The following is a 16,523-nucleotide window of genomic DNA, read 5'->3' as shown; positions in this document are numbered from 1 at the left end:
GCTTATAACAAGAAGTTTTCAATAGTACTCTTAATTATATTGGATGCAGGTGGTACATGTGAAGACTCAAATGTAACAATCATATTTTTTCCAACAATATAGCCACTTTTCTCATATAATGACAATTTTCGGATGTTTCTGTCAGCATAATCCGGATTATCCATCATTCCAAGATGTTCCCAGATCAGTAGTTGTCTTGTTTTGATGTTCAGACAAGTAAAATCAGGCCTTGTTAAATGATTTCCTTTCAATATGATAGGGTATTCATATTTATAAGGAATGTTGTACTGTTCTAGCATATTGGCGATTATGACCTCGGATTTAGAACGAACGCGAGTCCCACTAGTTGAATATAATTCATCTGAATCTTCATCAAAACCCATGTGTTCATAAGGTTTACTGATCCATTCCCGAATGAATTCTTCATCAGACGTATACACAGGCTCTATTAGCCTTTTTCTGGACTCACTAAAGCTGTCTATTATTATTTCTATGGAATTGTTCGATAGTAAAGCCAGATATTCTTCAATCTTTGACAATTCCCTACTGGCTATTTCTATTATCTTTTTGTCATAGTCTCTTTGCAGTACACTTGCGGCTATTTTAATATCTTTTTTAGGAATGTATATTCCGTTTGTATCTTTTGGATCGTTCCTTAAATAGTACTGGTAATGGTTTTTTCTTTTTAATATCCGCAAATTGCCCTGAGGTGCGGATTTTAGTGATATACTTTTTGTATTTATTATGCTTGTTAATAGCTCTTTTCGTTTCACAAGTTCTTTTTGAAGGTTGTGTAATGGCATCTTTGTGCTTTGTCCTTTCTTGGTACGCGTGGTATTGTTTTGTTCAAACATATAAATGGTGTAAAGCTCCTTCGATTTATATGCTTATTGAAGGCTTCTTGCTTCTCTTTTCAAAAGGAATCATAGAAAAGGCATATAAATAGAACTGTTGATATAGTCCTTTATATGTCTAATCAGTGAATAACGCGAGCGCGACTTTTGATAGGGGGCAAAAAGGCATATAAAACATGGAACTAAGCCGTTTTGTATATGCATTACCTAAAACAAAGACTAGCGAAACCTATTGTTGGTGAAAATTTCAGCTGTTCCTGACTGGAAAGCTGATTCAACTGGAGCGTTGATTTAATTGGTAATACTATACACAAACTGATGAGTAAAGTAAAGCATATGTTCAAATGAATAAAGCGAGGTAACGACGTGCCATTTCTATTTGAGAAAAAAGAGCATAAAAAGGATGCTCATGAATATATAGAGATCACAGGCTATGAGGGGGCAGTTAGCAATCTGGTGGTGCCAGCGCAGATAGAGGGACTTCCGGTGGAGGCTATTGGCAATCACTCATTTTCTGCCAGACAGGACCTAAAGAGCGTGACACTTCCGGAGACCATAAAGACCCTTTACGGTTTTGCGTTTCACAACTGCAGAAATTTGAAAAAGATATCTCTTTTCGACAGTATTGATGATTACTACGACGGAGTCTGCAGGCAGTGCGACAGCCTGAGCGAGATTGACATCACCATAAACAGGACCTGGTTTGAAGTCATAAGAAATTTCCTTTCAGACAACGACAGGACCCTGCACTTTACAATAAGGGTCAGACAGGAAAAAGAAAAAGATCAGGGCGTGACCGGCCCGGGAAACGAAATCTACGTCACCAGCTCCCTGACTTTTCCTGAGTACGTCTACGACTTCAACGAAAACACTATGGCCCGCACCATACAGTTTTCCATCGCAGGCTCTGGCATGTTTTACAGGGAGTGCGTGGACAGGCGCAGTATCAACTACCGGGAATATGACAAGCTCTTTGAAAAGGCCAAGATCGACGGCGGAAGCGTATCGGAGGATATAGCAGTGGGAAGGCTACTTTATCCGGTGGAGCTGGATGACAGATACAGACTGATGTACGAGGAGTATGTATCAGGGTGTGGCCTTTCTATATTGAAACGATATATCGAAGGAGCCAAGGATGATCCTGCCCCGGCAGTAAATATGATCAGAGAACTTCTAAGATACAGCGGGGAAAAAGAACTTTTTTCACGGGGCGCTATAGATGAGGCAATTTCATGTTCTGTAGAGCTGGGGCTTACTGAAGTGACGGCAATACTTATGGAATCTGGAAGCGGCGCAGGCTCAGAAAAAAGCGCTGCTATGAGGTTTGAGTTTTAACTATCGCTTCACAGGGCAGGAAACACTGAGACCACTTCAGATCTTTTCCCAAAGGCCAAGACTGTTCACATCTATGAATCAAAATTTTGTTAATTGAATATTTGCCGATAGATGTTATAATCTTCGTTGGCTGTTTTTGCAGTTAGAATTTAAAGTGTTAAAGGATTATTTGTTATGAGTGAAAGAAGCAGAGATGGATTCGGGTCACGTCTTGGATTCATTTTAGTCAGCGCAGGATGTGCTATCGGAATCGGAAATGTCTGGAAGTTTCCTTATGTGGCAGGGCAGAACGGAGGCTCTGTCTTTGTTTTGTTTTACCTTTTGTTTTTGATCATCATGGGTGTGCCTGTAATGACCATGGAGCTTGCTGTTGGAAGAAAGAGCAGACTCACACTGGTCAATGGCTACAAGTCCCTTGAAAAGAAGGGCACAAAGTGGCATCTTCACGGCTGGGTGTCAATGATAGGTAATTACCTTCTTATGATGTACTACACCACCGTTGCAGGCTGGATGTTTGACTATTTCTACAAGTTCGCCACAGGTGAATTTGAGCATCTTGAAAATGGCAGTGCCAAGGCCACATTTGACGGGCTTATGGCAGACCCCATAGAGATGGGAATCTTTACAATAATCACAGTCCTTATCGGTTTCCTTGTACTTAGCTTTGGCGTCCAGAATGGACTTGAGAGGGTCAACAAATTCATGATGCTTGGGCTTCTTTTGCTTATTGCAGTTCTGGCGGTCCACAGCGTAATGCTTCCTGGAGCAAAGGAGGGGCTTTCCTTCTTTCTTTTACCAGACTTTGGCAAGGCAAAGGCTATTGGAATACACAAGGTTCTGGCAGCTGCTATGAACCAGGCATTCTTTACCCTGAGCATTGGTATGGGATCAATTGAAGTCTTTGGAAGCTACATGTCAAAGGACAGGGCTCTTAGCGGCGAAGCCATGAGGATCAGTGCGCTGGATACCGTGGTTGCCATCCTTTCAGGGATCATCATTTTCCCGGCATGCTTCTCTTTTGGAGTTGAGCCTGAGCAGGGACCATCACTTATTTTCGTGACTCTCCCTGAGCTATTTATCAACATGCCCCTTGGCAGGATCTGGGGGACACTTTTCTTTGTATTCATGAGCTTTGCAAGCTTTTCTACAGTGACTGCGGTTTTTGAAAACCTCATTGTATGCCTTGTTGACAACTTTAAGATTACAAGGACAGCATCTATCGTGATAAATTGTATCTTCATGCTCTTTGCATCCCTCCCCTGCGTTCTTGGATTTAACAAGTGGAGCGGCATCACTTTCATTGGCGGCAAGAATATCCTGGACTTTGAGGACTTCTTAGTAAGTAACCTTATCCTCCCTATCGGAGCGCTGGTTATCCTCCTGTTCTGCGTAACAGGTCTTGGCTGGGGCTTTGATAACTACCTGGAGGAAGTAAACACCGGAGAAGGCACCAAAATGCCTCGCTGGATAAAAAACTATCTTCGCTTCGTCCTTCCAGTCCTTATCCTTATAATCATTATCAACGGACTTGTTTGATGAAAAGAAATTACGGCTACCGCATGGTCACTTTTAGCTTGCGGTAGTCTTTTTTAATAGCCATAATAGGGTGTATGAGAGAAAAGCTAAATGACCTTGGGCTTAAGGTGCTTAATGCTGCAAGGACTGAACTTTATATGGATATGAGATTCATGGGGGCAGCGCTAAACAGCCTTTCCTATGAGATGGATCTTTCCACCACCAGTGTTGGCACGGATGCAGTGAGCATTCGCTTCAACCCTTCATATATTCTGCGGCTTTTTGTGGAGGAGCCGGGCAAGCTTAACAGGACCTACGTCCATATGCTGCTGCACTGCATCTTCAGGCACATGTACACCTCGGAGAGGTATGAGGATACAAGGCTTTTTGATCTGTGCGCGGATATTGTGGTTGAGTCAATCCTTGATGATATGGACTATCAGTGCATCTACCGGGTCAGCAGCGACTTTCGGGACCGCTGGTATTCTCTTTTGACAAAAGAGCTAAAGGTACTTACAGTGGAGAAGCTCTACCGGTACTTTTCTGATGAGGCAAATATGCCAGATGAGCTGGAGTATGAGAAGCTTGAGAGAGAGTTCTTTTTAGATGACCACGGGTTCTGGCTAAGGCTGGAAGATAATAAAAGCGATGATAAGTCAGAGGATGACAAGGAAAAGCCTGATCTTCCAGATGATATGGATACTCCAAACGGGCCAGATAGCGATGGCAAGAAGACGGAGAAGTACATAAATCCCCGCCGCCTTCAGAAGATAAAAAACAGACAGAAGGACTGGGATAAAGAGGCTAAGCGCCTTGAGACTGAGATTGAGACCATTGGAAAAAACCAAAGCGACAAGATAGGTAAGCTCTCCTGGATCCTTAAGTTTGAAAACACAAACAGACGCGACTACAAAGAGTTTCTTGAAAGATTTAAGGAACTTCGGGAAGAAGGCGGGATCGATCTTGACTCTTTTGACTACGGAATGTACGCCTTCGGACTTGATACCTACGGCGATATGCCGCTTATTGAGGAAAATGAATTCAGGGAAGTTAAGAAAGTGCAGGAGCTGGTGATCGCCATAGATACTTCTGCTTCCTGTCAGGATGAGATGGCCCAGAGATTTCTTAATGAGACAGGATCGATGCTTTTATCCTCCGAGAACTTTTTTCAAAAGATAAAGATCGTGGTTTTGCAGTGCGACGACCAGGTTCAAAAGGTGGACACCATTACATCTGCAGAGGACATGGAAAAGTATGCAGATGGTATTCACGTGGAAGGGGGCTACGGCACGGATTTCAGGCCGGTGTTTGAAAAGGTTGAAGAGCTGCGAAGGAGTAGCTATTTTGAAAACCTTAAGGGCCTTATCTATTTTACTGATGGCTACGGGATTTTCCCCGAGAAGCCAACGGACTACGACACAGCCTTTGTTTTTATAGAGGATTCGGATTACGAGGATGACAAGGTGCCTGACTGGGCACTTAAGCTATACATGTAGGATTGGAGATAACATGAATATTGATCAGGCAAAAGAGGAAGTTAAAAACGCAGTAAGAGCCTACCTTTCAAAGGATGAGGCCGGACAATACGAGATCCCTGTGGAGAGGCAAAGACCTATACTTCTCATGGGGCCTCCCGGAATAGGAAAGACCGCCATCATGGAGCAGATCGCCCACGACCTTGGGATCAACCTGGTGGCCTACACCATAACCCACCACACAAGGCAGAGCGCCATAGGCCTTCCCAAGATATCAACAAGGACCTTTGGGGGAAAAGAGTATTCGGTTACCGAGTACACCATGAGTGAGATCGTGGCCAGCGTTTACGACCAGATTGAAAAGTCTGGGGTGAAGGAGGGAATTCTTTTCCTTGACGAGATAAACTGCGTATCAGAGACTCTGGCGCCTACCATGCTTCAGTTTCTGCAGTACAAGACTTTTGGAAGTCACAAGATCCCTGATGGTTTCATAATCGTAACTGCTGGAAACCCGGCAAGGTTCAACAAATCTGTCAGGGACTTTGATATTGTAACTCTGGACAGGGTAAGGCAGATCAACATTGAAGAGGATTTTGATGCCTGGAAGGATTACGCCTACAAGGCTTCTATCCACGGCGCTATCCTTGCATATCTTGAGATCAAGAAGGACAATTTCTACAGCATAAAGACTGACGTTGACGGCAGAAGCTTTGTGACAGCAAGAGGCTGGGAGGACCTTTCAAGGGTTATGAAGGTCCATGAAAAGCTTGGCATTGTCATCGATGAAAACCTTTGCGGCCAGTACCTTCAGAACACTGAGATCGCAAGGGACTTTGCTACCTACTATGAGCTGTATCTTAGATATAATCAGGTCTACAGGATTCCGGACATCTTAGAAGGCAGGTTCCCTGAGGATAAAGAGGGGCTAAGGAAAGGCTCTTTTGACGAAAAGCTAAGTGTAATTGGGCTTCTTACTGACGCTCTTATGGGAGAGTTCAGGGACTATGCACGGCAGCAGGCGGTCCAGAAGCAGCTCTTTGAGACCATAAAGGCTGTGGCTGCAGAAGGCGCTTCAAAGGCAGCAGAATGTGCTGAGACAAGCGCCGGGGGAGAACTTGCTGCAAGGCAGGCAGCGCTTCTTGATGAAGTTAAGAACAAGAAAGATGCTGGCATGATAGACAGAGACAGCGAAAAGAATATACTCCTTGCGGTAGAGGCCATTGGAGAGTGCATAAAGGTGCTGACAGAAGGTGGCCTGAACGGAGCGTCATGGGAACAGCAGCTGGCAGAAGCCAAGAAGTGGTTTACAAAACGGGAGGATAGCAGGCAGGAAGCGATAAGGCGCACGGGAGAACACCTCTCCAACAGCTTTACATTCCTTGAGGAAGTATTTGGCGACAGTGAAGCTCTGACCGGCAGCCAGGAGATGGTAATATTCTTAACCGAGCTGTCAAGTGCTTATCACAGCCTTAAGTTCGTAAGAGAAACAGGCAATGAGGCCTACTACAAGTACAACAAGCTCCTTCTTTTGTCAGACAGAAAACAGGAACTAAAAGAAATGGCACAGCAATTGGTGTTTTAAAGGCTATGAGAGTCAGTGAGGGATAACCTACACTGGCTCTTTTATTAATTTTCATCAAGAAAAGTGATTAAATTCACCATGATGTAATTGCGCAAAATTGTGGTATGATAATAACCATCAATAAAAATGATGAAAATTATCTAGCGATTGTATTAATTATCAACTAATCCATATTAAAAATATGTCGACATAATTAATAATGATCAATCAGTGCAAAGCATATGAGATAAAAATTCATCAAATACAGAATCGAGGAGCAGATATGAAAAACGTAGAGAAATACCAGAGACAGTACTTCATGCCACCAAAGCCTTCTTATGACTGGGTCAAGAAAGACTACATTGATCACCCACCCATCTGGTGCAGCGTAGATCTAAGAGATGGCAATCAGGCCCTTATTGAGCCCATGAGTCTTGATGAAAAGCTGGAATTCTTTACAATGCTTGTAAAGCTTGGCTTTAAGGAGATCGAGATCGGTTTCCCTGCAGCTTCTGAGACTGAGTTTGAGTTTGCAAGAACCCTTATCGAAAAGAACATGATCCCTGACGACGTTACTGTTCAGGTTCTTACTCAGGCAAGAGAGCATATTATCAAAAGAACCTTCGAAGCAGTAAAGGGTGCTCCAAAGGCCATTATCCATCTGTATAACTCCACATCTGTAGCACAGCGTGAGCAGGTGTTTAAAAAGAGCAAAGAAGAAGTCATGAAGATCGCCGTTGACGGAGCAAAGCTTCTTGATAAGCTGGCAAAAGAGACAAACGGCAATTTCTCTTTTGAATATTCACCAGAGAGCTTCCCTGGAACAGAGGTAGACTATGCTGTTGATGTCTGCAATGCTGTTCTCGACGTTTGGAAGCCAACCAAGAAAAATAAGGTAGTTATCAACATCCCTACAACTGTTGAGATCGCAATGCCACATGTGTTCGCAACTCAGGTTGAGTATATCAGCAAGAACCTTAAGTACAGGGATGCAGTTACTTTATCACTCCATCCACACAACGACAGAGGATCAGGTGTCAGCGATGCTGAGCTTGGATGCCTTGCAGGAGCTGACAGGATTGAGGGAACTCTTTTTGGAAACGGAGAGAGAACAGGTAACGTTGATATTGTTACCCTTGCTATCAACATGTATTCCCACGGCATTGATCCAGGCCTGGATTTTGGCCATATCACAGAGATCGCTGAAACCTATGAGCGCCTTACAAGAATGCGCATCTATGAGAGACAGCCATATGCAGGACAGCTGGTGTTTACTGCATTTTCAGGATCTCACCAGGACGCTATCTCAAAGGGATTCTCCTGGCACGAGCAGAAAAAGGACGGCGGAATCTGGTCAGTTCCTTATCTTCCAATCGACCCCAAGGATCTTGGAAGAGAGTACGACGGAGACGTTATCAGGATCAACTCCCAGTCCGGTAAGGGCGGCGTAAGCTACATCCTTAAGACCAACTATGGCATGATGGTTCCAAAAGAGATGCAGGCAGATATCAGCTATACCATCAAGGATATCTCAGACAGAGAGCATGCTGAGCTTTCACCTGCAAGGATCTATCAGATATTTGAAGATAAGTACGTTCACAACGACAACGTATTCCGCATTCCTGTTGTACACTTCAAGCAGATCGATGGAATTCTTGCGGAAGTTACAGTAAGTCACGGGGATAAAGAGCACGTGGTTGAGGCAAACGGTAACGGACGCCTTGATGCTGTAAGTAATGCCATCAAGCAGTACTTCAACATCAGCTACGAACTTTCAACCTACGAGGAACACGCTCTTTCAAGAGGATCATCCTCAAAGGCCTGCTCATACGTTGGTATCACCTACAATGGCCAGAAGTTCTGGGGTGTTGGAATTGACGAAGATATCATCAAGTCTTCCATCAATGCTCTTGTAATAGCAGTAAACCAGATCGACACTGTAAGAAATATCAAGAACAACAAGGACGAGAGGATCAACTCCATCATCAACTACATCCAGGAAAATTACCTGACTGTAACTTTAGATGACCTCTCAAGCCAGTTCTATCTTTCAAAGCCATACCTGTCCAAGTACATCAAGGAAAAGTCAGGAATGACCTTTGGAGAGAACGTAAAGAGAATAAGGCTCAACAAGGCCAGCACCCTTCTTCGAAACGGCAACATGAAGGTTGAGAAGGTCGCAGAGGCAGCAGGCTATCAGAACGTTGAGCACTTCAACAGACTCTTTAAAAAGAAATACGGCATGACTCCGGTCCAGTACCGCAGCAGCACCAGATAAAAACAAAACAGTAAACCAGATCAAATAAGAAAAGCCGGCTCAGCGAGCCGGCTTTGACTTTGAAAAATGTATATTTATTCGTGTTATTTGTTGTACTCGTAGAATCCCTTGCCCTTGTTGATACCGGTCTCACCCTTGTCGATCTTCTCTTTTAAGAGCTTGCCGATCTTGTTGTAGATATTGCCTTCTTCCTGAGCACCGGGCTTCATCTGGTTGATGTTGTAAGCTGTCTCAAGGCCTACGATATCAAGGATCTCGAAAGGCCCCTTTGGAGCGCCGGTTGCAAGACGCCATGTGAGGTCGATTGTTTTAGGATCTGCAACTTCATTAGCCCACAGAGCCTGTGCAGCTGAAAGGAAAGGAACCAGCATGGAGTTAAGGATGTAGCCAGGCTGCTCTTTGTGAAGCTCAAGAGAAACCATGTTGATCTCACCTGCAAATGCAACAACCTGCTTGTAAATCTCGGGGTCTGTTCCAGGATGTCCCATAACCTCTGCAGTGTTGTTCTTCCAGATAGTGTTAGCAAAGTGAAGAGAAAGATATTTCTCGGGCCTTCCTGTGTACTCAGCAAACATACTTGGAAGAAGTGTTGAAGAGTTGGTAACAAGGATGGTCTTCTCGTCGAGAAGATTTCTCATCTGCTTGTAAACATCAATCTTGGCATCCGGATTCTCTGCCATAGATTCAATAACAATATCTGCACCGGCAACAGCCTTTGCCATATCAAGCTCGATATGTATGTTGTCGGTCATATTCTTTTTACCCTGCTCAATGAGAGCATCGATCTGCTCAGCTGTGATGCCTTCCCACTTTGTGATAAGTCCCCTTGGATAAAGAAGAGCACCCAGTGGATTGCCAATCAGATTCTTAGCTGCTGCAAGGTCATCCAGCATAGCCTTTGAATAAAGGTCGATCTTAGGCTGTGTCCTCCCAATGGAAGACTCGCTTCTAAGCCAGAAAGTAACGTCATGTCCTGTATAAGCGCACATGAGTCCGATCTGAGTACCCAACACACCACCGCCTGCAACTACTACTTTGTTCATAGCCATAAAACAAATACCTCCTAAAAATGTATAATTAGTAACCCTGTTAATATTTTATCAGATATTCGTATAAAAACAAGACACGGGGACGGTTCTGCTGTCTCCTTTGGCCCTGGGCTGCCGGGGTGGCAGGTCCAGAGCCGAAGGAGACAACAGAACCGTCCCCGTGTCTTGTTTTTTAGTGAACGTTTACAACAGTTCCGATGCCCACCATGTTGAACAGCTCTTTTGCTGCATCGTGAGAGAGATTCACGCATCCGTGGGAACCGTTGGTCTTGTAGATTTCTCCACCAAATTTCTTTCGCCAGGTGGCATCGTGGAGTCCGCAGCCTCCGGGAGAAAATGGCATCCAGTAGTCCACCCAGTTTTTCCAGGTGGGACCGGTCAGATACTGGCCTGGAACGTGACCGTAGATAGCATATACTCCGGTGGGAGTCTGTCTGTTTTTTGATACATCCCCTGATACACAGTCCGTTTCAAAAGCTACGTTGCCATCAAGGATGTAGGTGACATGCTGGTTTTCCAGGTCTATATCAATATAGGTGTTAAGGGGCTTGCCTTCTGCCTCTTCCTGGGCATTCTGAAATCTTCCCTCGTAGACACCGTAAGTTGTGTAGTGGTTTATGAGTGCTTTTTGGCTTGTGCCCACAGCTGCGGCTACGTCAGGGTACCTCTCTGCGTAGTAGACAGGATCAAAAGCTGCGGCGTCTACCTTGACTGGAAGGGCAAGAAATACTAGCAGAAATAACATTATTATTGATGATACTTTTTTATACATACGACATTCCCCTCATTATTAACCGAATTGACGTACTATCATTATACTCAATTATTTCTAAAAAGTGTATAAATATGTGTAAATCAACGGCTCCAGCCATTATAATATATAAGTAAAAAGACAGCTGCTTGCACTTTTTTTGGAGTGTGTTATAATGTCTTTCCCATGTGCAGAACATGGTTATATAATGTGCATTTGCGGCAGTTTGTACTGCCCGCAGCAGTTTGGAGGAATTTATGGCAACAAATGTAGACGTGATAATAATCGGCGCTGGCCCTGGAGGCATTTTCTGCGCTTATGAGCTTATGGAAAAGAGACCTGACCTTAAGGTTCTTGTGATCGAAAAGGGCAGATCCATTGAAAAGAGAAATTGTCCTAAGAGGATCACCAAGACCTGTGCTGGATGTCAGCCCTGCTCCATCACAACAGGTTTTGCGGGAGCTGGAGCATTCTCAGATGGTAAGCTTTCTCTTTCTCCTGACGTAGGAGGAAATCTTCCAGAGATCCTTGGATACGACGAAGCAAGCAAGCTGATCCATGAATCCGATGAGATCTATCTTAAGTTTGGTGCTGACACTAGCGTTTACGGCGTTGACAAGGAAGCTGAGATAAGAGAGATCAGAAGAAAGGCCATAGGCGCTAATCTTAAGCTGGTGGAGTGTCCAATAAGACACCTTGGAACGGAGGAAGGCTACAAGATCTACTCAAGACTTCAGGAGCATGTTCTTTCTAAGGGCGTGACCATCGAGTTTAACACCATGGTAAAAGATATCATTGTAGAAGATGGTGTTGCTACCGGCGTTGTTACAGATAAGGGTGAGACCTATACTGCAAAAGAGATAGTAAGCGCAGTTGGCCGTGAAGGCGCTGACTGGTTCAAGGATAAGTGCGAGGAGATCGGCATTGAGACCAGGCCTGGCACAGTCGATGTGGGCGTAAGAGTTGAGGTAAGGGACGAAGTTATGCAGTTCCTTAATGAGAACCTCTATGAGGCCAAGCTCATTTACCACACACCAACCTTCGATGACAAGGTAAGAACCTTCTGCACCAACCCATCAGGCGAGGTTGCAACTGAATATTATGAAAACGGTCTGGCTGTAGTTAACGGACATGCGTATAAGGGAAAAGAGTTTAAGACAAACAACACAAACTTTGCTCTCCTTGTATCCAAGAACTTCACCAAGCCATTTAAGACTCCTATCGAGTACGGTAAAAAGATCGCTGAGCTTTCAAACATGCTCTGCGGAGGCAAGATCCTTGTGCAGACCTATGGCGATTTCAAGCGTGGCAGAAGAACAACAGAGGAGAGACTTTGCAGGAACAACCTGATCCCTACTCTCAAGGATGCAGTACCTGGCGATCTTTCCCTTGTGTTCCCTCACAGGATCATGGTTGACCTTGATGAGATGATCCAGGCCCTTGATAAGGTAACACCAGGCCTTGCTTCAGACGAGACATTGCTATACGGCGTAGAGGTTAAGTTCTACTCCAACAAGGTTATCATAAACAAGGATTTTGAGACCAGTATCAAAGGTCTTCGCGCCATCGGCGATGGAGCCGGTGTAACAAGAGGACTTCAGCAGGCAAGCGCCAACGGACTTTCCGTTGCCCGCAGCATTATAAGGACCCTGGAGGCATGAAAAGACTGACACCTTTAGTGGCTGTAGCAGCTGCTTTAATGCTAACTCTATCAGGTTGCGCCCCTATGGAATTTCTTGACCGCAGGATCGTGTTTACCACAGGCTTTGACGACGGAGTGGTCTTCAGGATCGAGGACATGTCATGCTCGCTGACTGAGGCCCTTGTTTATCTTATGAATACCCAGATGGGCTACGAAGAGACCTTTGGCTCTGACATCTGGGATAAAGAGACTGATGCAGGAACTGTGGAAGATCGGTTAAAAGAGTCAGTTCTGGCCAAGATCGCACAGATCAAGGTCATGAACCTTCTTGCCCTTGAAAATGAGATTGCGCTATCCCAGGAGGAAAATGATCTTGCAGTCCAGGCGGCGTCAGAATACTATGAGAGCTTATCAGATGCTGATAAAGCGGCCATGAACAATGTTACTTTGGATGACATTACCCAGATAATGGCGGAGCAGGCTCTTGCCAACAAACTCTATGACTATATCATAAGGGACATCAACCCCGAGATCAGCGACGATGAGGCCCGCACCATCACTGTAGAACAGATCCTCATCAAGACCTACACACTGGATGGGTCGGGACAAAAAGTTCCTTACACTGAAAGAGAGAAGAACGCTGCCTACAACAGGGCGAGAGATATACTTAAAAAGATCTGGGCAGGGGAGAGCTTTGAGGAACTCATGGCCCAGTACAACGAAGCTGATGAGGGAACGATCTCTTTTGGCAAAGGCGGAATGGAAAGTGTCTATGAGACAGCGGCCTTCAATCTTGGAACAGAGGAAGTCAGTAAGATCGTTGAAACCTCTGAAGGGTACGTTATCATTAAATGTATTAGTACTTTCAACAGGGAAGAGACTGAGGCCAACAAGATCAAGATAGTGGACAAGAGGAAAAGAGAAGTCTTCGGAGCCCAGTATGACGCCTTTGTGGCAACACTGTCAAAGCAGCTTAACACTAAGCTCTGGGACAGCATTTCATTAAATGAGGATGAGCAGGTTTCTTCCACAAATTTGATGCAAGTTTATTCAAAATACTTTAAATAAGATAGCAAAATGACTATTATTTGGCACTTGTGTAAAAACAAGTGCCATTCTTTTTGTGCAAGATGTACACAAAATGAAAACAAAGAGTAAATTTTATGTTAAAGAAGTAAAAAATGTGCTACCAGATGTAAAAGAAATCCATTAATTCTAAAAACCTGATGGAATATAGTAAACGTATAAGTAAGGTTATCGGAATTTAGAGGTAATCAGTATGAAAAAAATGATCATAGAAAAAATCACTTTGGGGATAATAGCAGTGCTGCTTGTGGCAAGCCTTTCCGGATGCGGAAGCCACAAGGAAGAATGGGCTTACAGTCATGATCCTGCAGAGCCTGTTATTACCCTGTCAGACAACGGTAAGTGTACCTATAAGGGGAATGAGTACACCTACGACAAGGATGATACCTTTATCACTCTTAAAGATGATAAGGGCAATACCATCAAAATGCGTTACCAGATGGATGGGGATCAGATGACCCTGTATGAAGAATCTACATATGATCTCTGCACTGAGGACACTGGAACTATTGTAGGTGTCTGGAAGCAGGACAACGGCTGGTCTTACCAGTTTACAGCAAATGGGGAATTTGCTGAGGAGAACATTTTCCACGGACATTACAGTGTAGATGAATCAAAGAAGTGCATCAAGCTTATGTACGATGATCCTATTGAGGATGCATATCTCTACTATGCACTTAATGACAGTGGAGACAAGCTAACGGTTGCTTATCCATGGCCTATGGTCAGGGTAAAATAAAACACACATTTTACAAAGGAGAGAACGTTATGAAAATGAAGCGAGTAGTTTCAGTATTGTTGGCGGGAATTATGACACTATCTCTCGCCGCTTGCGGATCATCCGCACCTGCAGCTCCAGCTGAAGAACCTGCACAGCAGGAAGCGGCTCCAGCAGCAGAGCCTGCAGCGAAACCTGCACAGGCAGCAGAAGCCACAGATTCAGGTGAGCCTATTTCACTTAACATGTGGTGTATCGCAACAGAGAGTGACTCAAACCGTCACGCTTATGAGGCAGCTATAGCTGATATGCAGGCTAAGTATCCTGACATCAACTTCACTTGGGAAGCTTTTGAGAACCAGTCTTACAAGACAAAGATCAAAGCTGCTGTTTCAGCTAACGAAATGCCTGACATCTTCTTCACATGGTCATGTGCATTCCTTGGTGATTTCGTAGACGCTGGCAAGGTTTACTGCCTTGACGATGCTTACGAGAACTGGAAGAGCGAACTTCCTGAGAACATGCTTGGTAACACAACTTACGATGGCAAGCACTATGGTGTTCCTACAACAATGAACATCGTTGGTCTTTTCGCTAACATGGACCTTCTTGGACAGGTTGGCTACACAGAGATTCCTGGAACTTATGATGAGTTCATCGAGTGCTGCGACAAGCTTAAGGCAGCAGGCATCATTCCTTTCGGATGTGCTGGAAAAGAGACATGGTGTGTAACAGAGTATCTTGAGTCTGTAATCGAGAAGAGTGCAGGCGCTGACACTCTTAACGACATCTTCCTTGGAAGAGCTACATGGGCTAATCAGGACGTAACAGACGCTGTTAACACATTCCAGGGCCTTGTAACAAACGGTTACTTCGATCCTTCAGGAATCGGTCTTACAAACGACGAAGTTAAGAACAACTTCATGGCTGGCAAGTATGCATTCTACATGAATGGTACATGGAACTGCGCAGACTTCGCAGCTAACGAAGAGTTCTTCCCTAAGGTAAAAGTTGGTGAGTTCCCAGTTATCAACGCTGACAAGGCTAAACTCGGACAGCTCATCGGTGGACCTTCAGACACACTTGCAGTTGCAGCTTCTTCACCTAACGCTGAGAAGGCTGCTGACTATGCATTCGAGCTTGGTAAGCTCATCTGCCACTATGGATACCTTGATGGATGTGGACTTCCTGCATGGACACCATACGGTGACACAAGCTCAGTTAACGAGCTTACACAGACTGTATCTGAGATCGTTTCAAAGGCTGACAACTTCGTACTCTTCGGAGATACAGCTATGAACGCTGACGATGCTAACACATATCTTTCATATGTAGATCAGGTTTATGGATGCCAGGTTGATGGACAGGCATTTACTGATGGTCTTGCTAAAGACATCAGATAATTTTTAACTACACATCGGTCCTTCCTGCGTTTCTTTGGGAATACAGAAAGGACCGATTTTTTTGGAAGGTTACGGTATGAATAAAAAAACGGCACAAATTCAAAAGGGGATTACAATATTCTTATTTTTGCTCCCTGGTCTTTTACTTTTTGTCAGCATTCTGATTGCACCTATTGCGGTGTCACTTTACAGAAGTACCTTTGACTGGAATGGATTTTCAGAAGGTACATTTATCGGTTTCGACAACTACATAGAGCTTTTCACTAACGGCTCAATTAAGTTCATGACAGCTCTTAAGAACTCAATGATACTGGCATTCTTTTCAGTATTTGTTCAGCTGCCATTTTCTCTTTTCCTTGCGCTCCTTCTTGGAAGACGTCCTAAGAAAGAGAGATTTTTCTTATCAGTTTTCTTTATGCCAGTTCTAATTTCAACTGTGGTTATTGGTCAATTATGGCTTAAAATATACAACCCTGACTACGGTGTGCTCAACAGATTCCTCGATGCAGTTAACCTTGGAAGCTGGAAACACGTATGGGTTGGTGATGTAAAGACAGCTCTTGGAGCAATTCTGGTTCCTACAATCTGGCAGTACATCGGATATCACATGCTGCTTATGTATGCCGGAGTCAAGGGCGTTTCCACTGACCTTAGAGAAGCTGCAATGCTTGACGGCGCATCTCCCTGGCAGATCGACAGATACATTGTCATTCCTATCATCAAGCCAATCATCAGAGTCAGCGTTATCTTTGCGGTAACAGGTTCCTTAAAGACATACGACCTTGTAAGGATCCTGACAGAAGGTGGTCCTTTCCAGACTACAGAAGTGCCTAGTACACTTCTTGAGAACATGCTG

General features: G+C 44.3%; 13 protein-coding genes. 10 read left to right on the top strand and 3 right to left on the bottom strand.

Translation table 11 applies throughout. From position 1 onward, the window contains the following. Positions 1 to 2: 2 nt before the first annotated feature. On the bottom strand, positions 3 to 854 hold the full coding sequence (locus J6I68_RS00725; protein ID WP_292216383.1) for a hypothetical protein: 852 nt from the start codon (positions 852 to 854) through the stop codon (positions 3 to 5). A 366-nt stretch (positions 855 to 1,220) separates the two neighbouring features. Here J6I68_RS00725 and J6I68_RS00720 point away from each other — a divergent pair, with 366 nt between their 5' ends. The 5 genes from J6I68_RS00720 to J6I68_RS00700 all read left to right on the top strand — a co-directional run bounded on the left by J6I68_RS00720 (position 1,221) and on the right by J6I68_RS00700 (position 9,018). Beyond that, a complete protein-coding gene (locus tag J6I68_RS00720) occupies positions 1,221 to 2,189 on the top strand; it encodes a leucine-rich repeat protein (RefSeq protein ID WP_292216381.1) in 969 nt (322 codons plus the stop codon). A gap of 174 nt (positions 2,190 to 2,363) precedes the next feature. Next, on the top strand, positions 2,364 to 3,725 hold the full coding sequence (locus tag J6I68_RS00715) for a sodium-dependent transporter (RefSeq protein ID WP_292216379.1): 1,362 nt from the start codon (positions 2,364 to 2,366) through the stop codon (positions 3,723 to 3,725). Positions 3,726 to 3,799: 74 nt separating this feature from the next. Beyond that, a complete protein-coding gene (locus tag J6I68_RS00710; protein ID WP_292216377.1) occupies positions 3,800 to 5,200 on the top strand; it encodes a vWA domain-containing protein in 1,401 nt (466 codons plus the stop codon). A gap of 13 nt (positions 5,201 to 5,213) precedes the next feature. Continuing rightward, on the top strand, positions 5,214 to 6,761 hold the full coding sequence (locus J6I68_RS00705; RefSeq protein ID WP_292216375.1) for an ATP-binding protein: 1,548 nt from the start codon (positions 5,214 to 5,216) through the stop codon (positions 6,759 to 6,761). A 262-nt stretch (positions 6,762 to 7,023) separates the two neighbouring features. Beyond that, a complete protein-coding gene (locus J6I68_RS00700; protein ID WP_292216373.1) occupies positions 7,024 to 9,018 on the top strand; it encodes a 2-isopropylmalate synthase in 1,995 nt (664 codons plus the stop codon). Between the two features lie 83 nt (positions 9,019 to 9,101). Here J6I68_RS00700 and J6I68_RS00695 read toward each other — a convergent pair whose 3' ends face one another. Next, entirely contained in the window at positions 9,102 to 10,067 is a 966-nt protein-coding gene (locus J6I68_RS00695; RefSeq protein WP_292216371.1) for a 3-hydroxyacyl-CoA dehydrogenase, read from the bottom strand. A 172-nt stretch (positions 10,068 to 10,239) separates the two neighbouring features. Beyond that, positions 10,240 to 10,839 carry a L,D-transpeptidase gene (locus tag J6I68_RS00690; RefSeq protein ID WP_292216369.1) on the bottom strand — a complete coding sequence of 200 codons (600 nt, stop codon included), beginning with the start codon at positions 10,837 to 10,839 and terminating at the stop codon, positions 10,240 to 10,242. A 236-nt stretch (positions 10,840 to 11,075) separates the two neighbouring features. Here J6I68_RS00690 and J6I68_RS00685 point away from each other — a divergent pair, with 236 nt between their 5' ends. The 5 genes from J6I68_RS00685 to J6I68_RS00665 all read left to right on the top strand — a co-directional run. After that, positions 11,076 to 12,479: an NAD(P)/FAD-dependent oxidoreductase gene (locus J6I68_RS00685; protein ID WP_330622348.1), complete on the top strand. Its 1,404-nt coding sequence runs from the start codon at positions 11,076 to 11,078 to the stop codon at positions 12,477 to 12,479. Then, positions 12,476 to 13,528 carry a peptidylprolyl isomerase gene (locus tag J6I68_RS00680; RefSeq protein ID WP_292216365.1) on the top strand — a complete coding sequence of 351 codons (1,053 nt, stop codon included), beginning with the start codon at positions 12,476 to 12,478 and terminating at the stop codon, positions 13,526 to 13,528. Before J6I68_RS00685 ends, J6I68_RS00680 begins: the two co-directional genes overlap by 4 nt. 211 nt (positions 13,529 to 13,739) lie before the next feature. Further along, positions 13,740 to 14,285 (top strand): hypothetical protein, encoded by a 546-nt coding sequence (locus J6I68_RS00675; RefSeq protein ID WP_292216364.1) that lies wholly within the window; start codon positions 13,740 to 13,742, stop codon positions 14,283 to 14,285. A gap of 29 nt (positions 14,286 to 14,314) precedes the next feature. Continuing rightward, positions 14,315 to 15,667, top strand: a complete 1,353-nt coding sequence (locus tag J6I68_RS00670) for an ABC transporter substrate-binding protein (protein WP_292216362.1) — start codon at positions 14,315 to 14,317, stop codon at positions 15,665 to 15,667. A gap of 76 nt (positions 15,668 to 15,743) precedes the next feature. Next, positions 15,744 to 16,523 (top strand): carbohydrate ABC transporter permease (locus J6I68_RS00665; RefSeq protein ID WP_292216360.1); only part of this gene is annotated, 780 nt, incomplete at its 3' end.

The organism is Butyrivibrio sp. (genome assembly GCF_017940685.1).
GTDB lineage: Bacteria > Bacillota > Clostridia > Lachnospirales > Lachnospiraceae > Butyrivibrio.
The sequence above is the reverse complement of the archived record's forward strand: the minus strand, read 5'-3'. Positions and strand labels throughout refer to the sequence as shown.

Bases quoted from the DNA above. Each gene is read 5' to 3' on its own strand.
- J6I68_RS00710 (WP_292216377.1), top strand. From the start codon at position 3,800: ATGAGAGAAAAGCTAAATGACCTTGGGCTTAAGGTGCTTAATGCTGCA.
- J6I68_RS00685 (WP_330622348.1), top strand. From the start codon at position 11,076: ATGGCAACAAATGTAGACGTGATAATAATCGGCGCTGGCCCTGGAGGC.
- J6I68_RS00690 (WP_292216369.1), bottom strand. From the start codon at position 10,839: ATGTATAAAAAAGTATCATCAATAATAATGTTATTTCTGCTAGTATTT.
- J6I68_RS00670 (WP_292216362.1), top strand. From the start codon at position 14,315: ATGAAAATGAAGCGAGTAGTTTCAGTATTGTTGGCGGGAATTATGACA.
- J6I68_RS00675 (WP_292216364.1), top strand. From the start codon at position 13,740: ATGAAAAAAATGATCATAGAAAAAATCACTTTGGGGATAATAGCAGTG.
- J6I68_RS00715 (WP_292216379.1), top strand. From the start codon at position 2,364: ATGAGTGAAAGAAGCAGAGATGGATTCGGGTCACGTCTTGGATTCATT.
- J6I68_RS00695 (WP_292216371.1), bottom strand. From the start codon at position 10,067: ATGGCTATGAACAAAGTAGTAGTTGCAGGCGGTGGTGTGTTGGGTACT.
- J6I68_RS00705 (WP_292216375.1), top strand. From the start codon at position 5,214: ATGAATATTGATCAGGCAAAAGAGGAAGTTAAAAACGCAGTAAGAGCC.
- J6I68_RS00725 (WP_292216383.1), bottom strand. From the start codon at position 854: ATGTTTGAACAAAACAATACCACGCGTACCAAGAAAGGACAAAGCACA.
- J6I68_RS00700 (WP_292216373.1), top strand. From the start codon at position 7,024: ATGAAAAACGTAGAGAAATACCAGAGACAGTACTTCATGCCACCAAAG.
- J6I68_RS00680 (WP_292216365.1), top strand. From the start codon at position 12,476: ATGAAAAGACTGACACCTTTAGTGGCTGTAGCAGCTGCTTTAATGCTA.